General features: G+C 72.8%; 7 protein-coding genes and 1 pseudogene. 1 reads left to right on the top strand and 7 read right to left on the bottom strand.

All coding sequences use genetic code 11. The features are described 5' to 3' along the window. Positions 1-12 precede the first annotated feature (12 nt). The 6 genes and pseudogenes from B9S61_RS00475 to B9S61_RS00450 all read right to left on the bottom strand — a co-directional run bounded on the left by B9S61_RS00475 (position 13) and on the right by B9S61_RS00450 (position 6,354). Positions 13-432 (bottom strand): LAETG motif-containing sortase-dependent surface protein, encoded by a 420-nt coding sequence (locus B9S61_RS00475; protein WP_103540394.1) that lies wholly within the window; start codon positions 430-432, stop codon positions 13-15. A gap of 149 nt (positions 433-581) precedes the next feature. After that, a complete protein-coding gene (locus B9S61_RS00470) occupies positions 582-1,739 on the bottom strand; it encodes an alkaline phosphatase PhoX (RefSeq protein WP_103540393.1) in 1,158 nt (385 codons plus the stop codon). Between the two features lie 143 nt (positions 1,740-1,882). Continuing rightward, positions 1,883-1,993, bottom strand: a pseudogene (locus B9S61_RS40555) (superoxide dismutase); the annotation flags it as partial. A 190-nt stretch (positions 1,994-2,183) separates the two neighbouring features. Then, on the bottom strand, positions 2,184-2,534 hold the full coding sequence (nirD, locus tag B9S61_RS00460; protein WP_103540391.1) for a nitrite reductase small subunit NirD: 351 nt from the start codon (positions 2,532-2,534) through the stop codon (positions 2,184-2,186). Beyond that, a complete protein-coding gene (nirB, locus tag B9S61_RS00455) occupies positions 2,531-5,128 on the bottom strand; it encodes a nitrite reductase large subunit NirB (RefSeq protein WP_103540390.1) in 2,598 nt (865 codons plus the stop codon). The genes nirD and nirB overlap by 4 nt, the downstream gene beginning before the upstream one ends. Continuing rightward, a complete protein-coding gene (locus tag B9S61_RS00450; protein ID WP_103540389.1) occupies positions 5,128-6,354 on the bottom strand; it encodes an NAD(P)/FAD-dependent oxidoreductase in 1,227 nt (408 codons plus the stop codon). Before B9S61_RS00450 ends, nirB begins: the two co-directional genes overlap by 1 nt. Before the next feature lie 207 nt (positions 6,355-6,561). Between B9S61_RS00450 and B9S61_RS00445 the strand changes: the two genes are divergently transcribed. Further along, positions 6,562-7,344, top strand: coding sequence for a TSUP family transporter (locus tag B9S61_RS00445; protein ID WP_103540388.1), 783 nt, complete (start codon positions 6,562-6,564; stop codon positions 7,342-7,344). Between the two features lie 92 nt (positions 7,345-7,436). Here B9S61_RS00445 and B9S61_RS00440 read toward each other — a convergent pair. Beyond that, the coding region (locus B9S61_RS00440; RefSeq protein ID WP_146064661.1) for a sortase domain-bontaining protein at positions 7,437-7,747 on the bottom strand (311 nt) is incomplete at its 5' end.

The raw sequence follows: 7,747 nt of genomic DNA, 5'->3' as shown, positions 1-7,747 counted from the left end.
GCGCCGGCGGGTTCAGCGGTTCTCGCGCCGCCTACGGGCCGCGATCATCACGCCGCCGCCCAGGAGCACGACGGCCGCGCCGCCGGCCGCGATGTACGGGGTGGCGTCGCTGCCGCCGGTCTCCGCGAGGTCGGTGCCGCTCCGCTCCTTGGCGCCGGTGTCCTCCGCCTCCGTACCGGTGTCGCCCGCGGTCTCCTCGTGCGGCGTGAAGCCCGCGGGCGGCTGGTCGCAGCCGACGCCGTCGTTGTCGCGGTCCAGGTGCTTGCCGTAGTGGTCGTCGCCCTTGGCGATGTTGCTGTACCCGTTGTCGTACGCCTCGGTGCAGTTCTTGAACGGGTGGTTGCCGTCGTGGGCCACGGCGGTGGCCGGTACGGCGGCCAGGGCGAGCGCGGCGAGGACCGCGGCGGCGGAGGTGCGGAACGGGTTGTTCATGGCGGAGAGCCCCCCAGATCGGGCGATTGCGTGTGCTTGGTGCGAGGGTGACGAAGCTACTGGGGGACTCGTGTCGTATGGGGCATATGAAAGGCTTGTGATGTGAACGTGATGTGACTGGAGGGTAGCGCTCCGCTACCACCCTTCCGTCATGCCCGGAACGGCCCGGTCACCTCGTACGTGATCCCGCCGGACGAACGCCCGCTCGTCCCGCGCTGGCTGGAGAAGTACAGGCGGCGGCCGTCCGGGGAGAACGCCGGCCCGGTGATCTCCGAGGAGGACTGGCCACCGATGCGCAGGAACGGGGCCACCACGTCGTCGGGGGTGATGACGCAGATCTCCATGTTCCCGCCGTCCTCGGCGACGAAGAGGTCGCCGGAGGTGGTGCCGGTGACGTTGTCGACGCCCGTCAGGGGAGCGCCCCCGCCCGTCACCAGCGAGTCGTCGTAGGCGAGTTCGAGGGTCTGGGCGGCCGCGTCGTACTGCCAGACGCGGTTGTCGCCCTTGGTGGTGAACCAGCAGGTGCCGTCCGCGTAGTAGCAGCCCTCGCCGCCGTTGAAGCGCTTGGCGCCGGAGACCTGGCCGCGGGTGGCGGTGGCGCCGGAGGGGTCGGGGACCCGCGCCCAGCTCACCGGGCCGCTGGTGCCGCTGCCCGCGACCAGGACCTCCAGCGTGCCCGAGGACAGATCGCCCCACGTGGTGGGACGGAACCGGTAGAAGCAGCCGTCCGAGACGTCCTCGGTCAGGTAGAGCACCCCGCGCACCGGGTCGGCCGCCGCGGCCTCGTGCTTGAAGCGGCCCATCGCGTCCCGCCGGACGGCCGCCTTCACACCCCACGGGTCGGTCTCGTACACGTACCCCCGGTCCACCTCCTCGCAGGACAGCCAGGTGTTCCACGGGGTCTTCCCGCCCGCGCAGTTCTGCCGGGTGCCGGACAGGATCCGGTACGCGCCCGTGACGGCGCCCGCGGCCGAGAACCGCACCGCGCCCGCGCCGCCCGACGGGTTGATCTCCGAGTTGGAGACGTAGATCCAGCCGCTTCCGTCCGTGTAACAGGCGCCGCCGTCCGGGGCGTTGTGCCAGGTGTACGACGTGCTTCCGACCCGCTGCCCGGAACGGGCGATCACCCGGCTGGTGAACCCCGCGGGAAGCCTGATCCCGTTGGCGTCCGCGGTCCCGGGCGGACCGTACGGGCCGGTGCCGGGCTGGGCGGGAGCGGCGTACGCGGCACCGCGCCACAAGGTCCCGCCGAGAACGGCGGAACTGCCGCCGACGGCGCTCGCACGAAGGAAGGTACGACGTTCCACTGTCACTCCAGGTGGCCGTGACCGCCCCGCCGCCGGTCGGCGGCGGGGACGCGCGGTCAGCGAACCTAGGGGCGTGGAGTGGACGCCTCGTGACCGGGGGAGTACCGCCGGGTGACCATCCCGCGAGGCGTGCGGGCCGCCGGCTACAGCGGAACAGCCACCGCCGTGAACGTCGTCTCCGGGGTCTGTGGGCTGGTGAAGCGGGCGTTGACCAGGTAGAGGCGGTCGCGGAAGCGGGCGGCGGTGGCGGGTACCCGCTCCGGACGGCCTTCCCACGGCCGGCGCACGTGCGGCGGTGCCGCGCGGTGGCCGCTCCGGGAAGGCGGGCGCCGGCCGGTGACCGTGGGGGTACCGGCCGGCGCCACCCTCGCCGTCCGGTCACCGCGCCGGGCGACGCGGCCGAGCGTCGCCGTCGCCACCCCTGTCACCGGCCGCCCGTGCCGGTCAGGCCGCCTTCACCTCGTACGCCGTCACCCGTACCGTCTCGTCGTCCAGGCACTGGCCCGACTCCAGGTCGAAGCGCTGCTTGAGGAGCGGGGAGGCGACGAACGGGCGGCCCTGGTGGGTGCCGGTCAGGCCGCGGGAGAGGACCGCCGCGCCGGTGAACGGGTCGCGGTTGTCGATGGCGTAGAGGCGCCCGGTGCGGTCGGCGAAGACGGCGGCCTGGCGGCCGTCGGGGAGGAGGGCCGCCACTCCGCGGCCCGGGAGCAGCGTGCTGAGGTCGCAGACGGTGAACCAGTCGTCCGTCAGCCGGAGCTGGATCTTGAGATCGGTGGTCTCCAGTACCAGGGTCATCGCGTGGCGGTTCCTTCCAGGATGTCGTCGGCAGGGCGCAGACCGATGTTCAGCAGCGGCAGGTCGGGCTTCATCTGGTCGCGCTCGGGGACGAAGGCGACCACCGGGTCGGGGGTGTCGGGGGCGTTCACGAAGGACACGAACCGGGCGAGTTTCTCCGGGTCGTCGATGGTCTCGGCCCACTCGTCGCGGTAGGCGGAGGCATGGGCGGCCATCAGGGACTCCAGCTCCTCGCAGATGCCGAGCGAGTCGTGGACCACCACGTCCCGTACGTGGTCCAGGCCGCCGGGGATCCGGTCCAGCCAGACGCTGGTGCGCTCCAGGCGGTCGGCGGTGCGGATGTAGAACATCAGGAACCGGTCGATGAGGCGGATCAGTCCGTCGTCGGAGAGGTCCTGCGCGAGCAGGTCCGCGTGGCGCGGGGTGGCGCCGCCGTTGCCGCCGACGTAGAGGTTCCAGCCGTTCGCCGTGGCGATGACGCCGAAGTCCTTCGACCGGGCCTCCGCGCACTCGCGCTGACAGCCGGAGACCGCCGACTTGAGCTTGTGCGGGGAGCGCAGCCCCCGGTAGCGCAGCTCCAGGTCGATCGCCATGCGGACGGAGTCCTGGACGCCGTACCGGCACCAGGTCTGCCCGACGCAGGACTTCACCGTGCGCAGTGACTTGCCGTAGGCGTGGCCCGACTCGAAACCGGCGTCCACCAGGCGTGCCCAGATGACGGGGAGCTGCTCGACCCGTGCGCCGAACATGTCGATCCGCTGGCCACCGGTGATCTTCGTGTAGAGGCCGAAGTCGCGGGCGATCTCGCCTATGACGATCAGCTTCTCCGGCGCGATCTCCCCGCCGGGGATGCGCGGCACGACCGAGTAGGAGCCGTTCTTCTGCAGGTTGGCGAGGAAGTGGTCGTTGGTGTCCTGCAGCGCCGCCTGTTCGCCGTCGAGGACGTGGGTGCCGGCGCCGATCGCCGGGGCGAGGGAGGCGATGATCGAGCCGACCGCCGGCTTGCAGACCTCGCAGCCGTCCCCGCCCCGGGCGGCCTCGCGGCCGTGCCGGTCGAGCAGTTCCCGGTAGGAGGTGACGCGCAGCGCGAGGACGATCTCGTACAGCTCCTCACGGGTCTGGGAGAAGCAGCCGCACAGGCCCTTGTCGACCTCGACGCCGTTCGCCTCCAGCTCGGCGTTGACCAGCTGGCCGAGCACCTTGACGCAACTGCCGCACGTCGTACCGGCCTTGGTGCACTTCTTCACCTCGGGCACGGTGGTGCAGCTGTGTTCGGTGACCGCCTCGCGGATGGTGCCCTTGCGGACGTTGTTGCAGGAGCAGATGATCGCGTCGTCCGGCAGTGAGGACGGGCCGAGCTGGACGGGCGACCCGGCGCCGGCCGGCAGCACCAGCGACTCGGGCGAGACCGGCGGGACCGAGCCGGTGAAGGCCTTCAGCGTGCCGTACGCGTCCGCGTCGCCGATCAGGATGCCGCCGAGCAGCGTGCCGTCACGGCCGATGACCAGCTTCTTGTACAGGCCGGCGCGGGAGTCGGAGTAGACGACGTCGAGGCAGTCGTCGGCGGTGCCGTGCGCGTCGCCGAAGGACGCCACGTCCACGCCGAGCAGCTTCAGCTTGGTGGACAGGTCCGCGCCGGTGAACGCCGACTCGTCCTCGGCGATGGCCGCCGCGGCCGTCTCCGCCTGCTCGTAGCCGGGCGCGACCAGCCCGTACACCCGGCCGTCGGCGGCCAGCGCGCACTCGCCGATCGCGAACACGCGCGGGTCGGCGACGCTGCGGCACTGCTCGTCGACCGCGATGCCGCCGCGCTCGCCCACGGTGAGGCCGCAGTCCCGGGCCAGCTGGTCGCGGGGGCGGACACCGGCGGAGAACACCACCAGATCGGTGGCGAGTTCGGAACCGTCCGACAGTTTCATGCCGGTGACGGCACCCGAGGCATCGGTCAGGATCTCCTGCGTGCCCACACCCGTGTGCACGCTCAGGCCCATGTCCTCGATGGTGCGCAGCAGCGCCGCGCCGCCGCCCTCGTCGACCTGGACCGGCATCAGCCGCGGCGCGAACTCCACGATGTGGGAGGTCAGTCCGAGGCCCTTGAGCGCGCCCGCCGCCTCCAGTCCCAGCAGCCCGCCGCCGACCACCGCACCGGTCGTCGACGTCCTCGCGTACTCCTCGATGGCGAGCAGGTCCTCGATCGTGCGGTAGACGAAGCAGCCCTCGGCGTCCTTGTTCGGCACCGGCGGCACGAACGGGTAGGAGCCGGTGGCCAGGACCAGGACGTCATAGCCCACGACCAGCCCCGAGCGGGCGGTCACCTGTCGCGCCGCACGGTCGATGGTCTCCGCCGGATCGCCGACGCGCAGCTCGATCCCGTGGTCCTCGATGAGCCGCAGGTCCGTCAGGGACAGGTCCTCGGGGGTCCTCCCCGAGAAGTACGAGGTGAGCTGCACGCGGTCGTACGCCGGACGCGGCTCCTCGCACAGCACGACCACGCGGTGCGTGGCGGTCAGGCCGCGCTCGGCCAGCGCCTCGAGGAATCGCTGGCCGACCATGCCGTGGCCGACGAGCACGATGGTCGGTGTGTCCGTGGACATCAGGAGCCTCCGTCGTGGGTGAGCAGGTGGAGCAGGGGCCCGCCGGCGGACGGGAGCGGCTCTGCTCCCTCCCAGGCGCGCGCGAGGGCGCCGACGGTGCCGAGTTCGCCGACCAGGACCCCGCCGACCAGGCGGTCGTCGCGGACGACGACCTTGCGGTAGGTGCCCCGGGTGGCATCGGTGAGCTGCACGACGTCGTCGCCCGGCAGCGCCTCGGTCTCGCCGAACGCGGCGAGGTCGAGGGGGCCGAAGGGGCCGCCCGGCCCGGTGAGGGTGAGCCGGGTCAGGGAACGGGTGCCGGTGTAGCGGGCGGCGGTGTCCCCGGCGAGCAGCGCGGCGAGCGCGTCGGCCTGTTCCAGCGCCGGGGCGGCGAGCCCGTACACCGTGCCGGCGTGCTGGACGCAGTCGCCGATCGCGTGGACGTACGGGTCGGAGGTGCGCAGCTCGTCGTCGACGACGACACCCTTGCGCACGTCGAGGCCGGCGGCCTGCGCGAGACCGACACGCGGGTGCACCCCGCAGGCCAGGACCACGAGGTCGGCGTCGAGGGCGTATCCGTCGGCCATCTCCACCGAGCGGACCGCGCCGGCGACGCAGCGCACGTCCCGCACCCGGCACTCGGTGTGCACCTCGACCCCGAGGCCGGTCAGGTGCCGCCCGACCAGCCGCGAGGCCGCCGGGTCGAGCTGGCGTTCCATGAGCCGCTCGGACTGCTGGGCGAGGACCACCTGCGCGCCGCGCTCGGCGAGCGCGCGGGCCGCCGAGACCCCGAGGAGCCCGCCGCCGATCACCACCGCACGCACTCCGGGCCGGACCGCCTTGGCCAGGCCCAGGCAGTCGTCCATGGTGCGGAAGGCGTGCACGCCCTCGGGCAGCTCGTGGTCCGCGGTGAACAGTCCGCGCAGCGGCGGCAGCACCGGGTTGGAACCGGTGGCCAGGACCAGCCGGCCGTACCCGGTCACCGAGCCGTCCGCGCAGGTGACGGTGCGCGCCGCGCGGTCGACACCGGTGACCCGGGCCCGGGTGAGCTCCGCGGGCGCCGGCAGGGCGATCACCTCGGGGCTGTAGCGCCCGGCCAGCACCTCGGCGAGCAGCACCCTGTTGTACGGACGGTGCTCCTCCTCGCCGATCAGCGTCACGGGCGTGCCGAGCTCTCCGAGCCGCCGGGCGAGTCGTACGCCCGCGAGGCCGGAGCCGATCACCACCACACGATCGTTCGAGGTCATGTCCCTGAGCGTGCGGCGTGGGTGTTACCCGGCAGCATCCCCTCTGTTTCCCGCGCGGAACGCTGCCCTCAGCGGGGGCAGGGGGTGGGTGTGAGGGTTCCGGGCGCCTCCCGGAGCGGCGGTGTGAGGAGGCCGGCCCCCGCGCCAACCTCAACAAACGCTCATCTTGATGGACGCAGCATCTATCTCGTCCCTAGGCTCACGCCCATGCCCGACATCTCCCTGACCGCGGTCGTCCTGCTCTGCCTGGCCGCCCTCGCCGCCGGCTGGATCGACGCCGTGGTCGGCGGCGGCGGGCTGCTGCTCCTGCCCGCCCTGCTCCTCGGCCTGCCCGCCGGCACCCCCGCCGCGCACGCCCTGGGCACCAACAAGGCGGTCGCGATCGTAGGCACCACGGGCGCCGCCGTGACCTACGCCCGCAAGGCACCGGTGGATGTCGGGAACGCGGTACGCATCGGCCTGGCCGCCCTCGCCGGATCGTCGGCCGGAGCCTTCTTCGCGGCGGGCATGAGCACCGAGGTCCTCAAACCGGTGATCATGGTGGTGCTGCTCGGGGTGGCCGCCTTCGTGATCCTCCGCCCCGCCTTCGGCACGGCCCCCGCCACCGGCCCGGCCACCCGCCGCCAGATCATCGCCGCGATCGGCCTGGCCGGCCTCGGCATCGGCTTCTACGACGGACTCATCGGCCCCGGCACCGGCACGTTCCTCGTCCTGGCGCTCACCGCGCTGCTCCACCTCGACCTGGTCACCGCCTCCGCCACCGCCAAGATCGTCAACTGCTGCACCAACGCCGGCGCGCTCGCCATGTTCGCCTGGCAGGGCGCGGTGCTGTGGCAGCTGGCGGCACTGATGGCGGTGTTCAACCTGGCGGGCGGCACGCTCGGCGCGCACACCGCCCTGAAGAAGGGCAGCGGCTTCGTCCGCGTCGTCCTGCTGACGGTCGTCTTCGCGCTGGTGGCGAACCTGGCGTACGAGCAGTGGCTGGCGTAGGCGCGGGAGTGGGGGCGGAAGGCGGTGCCTGCGCACCTCCGACCGCGAGGCACACCCCGGCCCGCTGGACGGGGCCGGTCCACCGCCACCGGCTACCGGCTGCCCGTCAGGTGGGCGTAGACGACGACGTTGCCCCGGTAGCCGGTGGTCGGGGAGTAGCCGCCGCCGCAGGTGATGACGCGCAGCTCGGGGCGGGACGCCGGGCCGTACACCTTCCGGTCGGGGAAGTCCCGCGCGTCGTACACCTCGACCGCGTCCACCGTGAACACCGCGACCCCGCCGTCCCGCCGGTCCACCTCGACGGTGCTGCCCTTGCGCAGGGCGCCGAGGGAGTAGAAGACGGCCGGACCGTCGGCGTTGTCGACGTGGCCCGCGATGATCGCGGTGCCCCGCTCGCCGGGGG

The organism is Streptomyces sp. SM1 (genome assembly GCF_002910825.1).
GTDB classification, from domain to species: Bacteria; Actinomycetota; Actinomycetes; order Streptomycetales; family Streptomycetaceae; genus Streptomyces; species Streptomyces okerensis.
The sequence above is the reverse complement of the archived record's forward strand: the minus strand, read 5'-3'. Positions and strand labels throughout refer to the sequence as shown.

Excerpts from the sequence above, each read along its gene's own strand:
- B9S61_RS00450 (WP_103540389.1), bottom strand. The coding sequence starts at position 6,354 with ATGACCTCGAACGATCGTGTGGTGGTGATCGGCTCCGGCCTCGCGGGC.
- B9S61_RS00475 (WP_103540394.1), bottom strand. The coding sequence starts at position 432 with ATGAACAACCCGTTCCGCACCTCCGCCGCCGCGGTCCTCGCCGCGCTC.
- B9S61_RS00445 (WP_103540388.1), top strand. The coding sequence starts at position 6,562 with ATGCCCGACATCTCCCTGACCGCGGTCGTCCTGCTCTGCCTGGCCGCC.
- nirB (WP_103540390.1), bottom strand. The coding sequence starts at position 5,128 with ATGTCCACGGACACACCGACCATCGTGCTCGTCGGCCACGGCATGGTC.
- nirD (WP_103540391.1), bottom strand. The coding sequence starts at position 2,534 with ATGACCCTGGTACTGGAGACCACCGATCTCAAGATCCAGCTCCGGCTG.